At 70.9% G+C, this 1,010-nt stretch carries 1 protein-coding gene; it reads left to right on the plus strand.

Annotated elements, in window-relative coordinates; genetic code table 11:
• Nucleotides 1-155 precede the first annotated feature (155 nt).
• Nucleotides 156-1,010 (plus strand): PEP/pyruvate-binding domain-containing protein (locus tag AB0G02_RS42295; RefSeq protein ID WP_360806850.1); only part of this gene is annotated, 855 nt, incomplete at its 3' end.

Genomic DNA, 1,010 nt, shown 5'->3' on the forward strand with positions numbered 1-1,010 from the left:
GGAGATCAACACTCCCCGCCACTTTTAACGTATAGCACAGTGGGGGTCTTGTGGCAAGACCCCGGTGATGCCGCAGAATCTCCCACCGCGGTCAAGGCTGACAGGTGACATGAGCGGGAGACGCCCGACAGGGCGAACGGGGGAAACACGAACGGATGGGTAGCTACGTGCTCGGTCTCGGTGAGATCGACCAGGCTCAAGCCGCCGTCGTCGGTGGCAAGGGCGCGAACCTGGGAGAGCTTTCCCGGATCGACGACGTCCGCGTGCCGGCCGGGTTCTGCGTGACGACGGACGCCTTCCGACGGATCACGGAGGACACGCCGTCGATCGGGGAGCAGGTGGATCGGCTGTCGCGCCTGGACCCGGACGACCGGGACGCGCTTCGCGCGCACAGCGCGGAGATCCGACACGCCATCGAAGGAATCGCCGTCCCCGACGACGTGGCGGCGGAGATCACCGAAGCGCTCGCCCGGCTCGGCGAGCAGGACCCCTGGGCGGTCCGGTCCAGCGCGACGGCGGAGGACCTGCCGGGGGCGTCCTTCGCGGGCCAGCAGGACACGTACCTCAACGTCGTGGGACCGGCGGAGGTCCTCCGGCACGTCAGCCGGTGCTGGGCCTCGCTGTTCACCGAGCGGGCCGTGGCCTACCGGCTGCGCAACGGCTTCGACCACCGGGAGGTCCGGATGGCGGTGGTCGTGCAGCGGATGGTCTTCCCGCACGCGGCCGGCGTGCTGTTCACGGCCGACCCCGTCACGTCCAACCGGAAGGTCGCCACCGTGGAGGCCGTGCCCGGCCTCGGTGAGGCCCTGGTCTCCGGCCTGGTCAACGCGGACTCCTACCAGGTGCGGGACGACGAGGTCATCGCCAAGGCCGTCGCCACCAAGGAATTCGCCCTCCACGCCTCGCCCGCCGGCGGCACGCGGGAGCAGCCCGTCGAGCCCGCGCGGCAGCAGGAGCCGGTGCTGACGGACGCGCAGGTCGTGCGGCTGGTCCGGCTCGGCCGGCGGATC

It is taken from the genome of Actinosynnema sp. NPDC023658 (assembly GCF_040639995.1).
In the GTDB taxonomy this organism is placed as follows: Bacteria; Actinomycetota; Actinomycetes; order Mycobacteriales; family Pseudonocardiaceae; genus Actinosynnema.